The organism is Mesorhizobium sp. M7A.F.Ca.US.014.04.1.1 (genome assembly GCF_003998745.1).
GTDB lineage: Bacteria > Pseudomonadota > Alphaproteobacteria > Rhizobiales > Rhizobiaceae > Mesorhizobium > Mesorhizobium ciceri.
The window spans coordinates 1-648 of the sequence record NZ_RZRW01001312.1; the positions used below are offsets into that span (position 1 = coordinate 1).

The 648-nt window shown below is 60.6% G+C and carries 1 protein-coding gene; it reads right to left on the reverse strand.

The annotated features are described in order from the left end of the window. Positions 1 to 159: 159 nt before the first annotated feature. The coding region (locus EOA22_RS36265; protein WP_127390748.1) for a helix-turn-helix domain-containing protein at positions 160 to 648 on the reverse strand (489 nt) is incomplete at its 5' end.

Consider the following 648-nt stretch of genomic DNA (forward strand, 5'->3'; position numbering starts at 1 on the left):
CCATGCCTTCCTCCCGAAGCCTGAACGCCGATAGACTTGCCGCTGTTTCCTCAATCTTCCAGCGGCATAACAGATGTCCTCCGCGCTGCTATCTTGCTCTTGTTGCCCCGCTGTCAAATGGTCTGAAGTGCTTGTACCATCCAGGAGTCGGAGCGCAGCTCATTCGCTCATCGCATGAAGCGCATCATGCCTGACGATTTCGATGCTGCGCAGGCTGAGCAGGCGGATGACGCCCTTGTCCTTCAGCCGGGTGAAGATCCGCGATACCGTCTCGATGGTGAGGCCAAGATAATCGCCGATATCCATGCGCGACATCGGAAGTTCGACCTGCCGCAATCCGCCCTGGCGCTCCGACAGGTCGACCAGGAACGCGGCGACGCGTTCGATGGCGCTCTGGCGACCGAGGACCAGCAGGTGTTCCTGCGCTCTGGTCAACCCCTTCAGCGCCAGAGGCAACAACTGATGGGACATATCCGCTCCAGCTGTGAGGCGGAAGACGCGGACACCGGTGGAATTGACCGCTTCAGCAAAGAAATGGTGCGTCGTGTCGGCTTCGAAGCCGAATGTCTCTCCGGCGAGATGAAAGGCACTGATCTGCCGGCGGCCGTCAGCAAGCAGGCGGTAGACGCGGACGGCCGCCGGCAGATC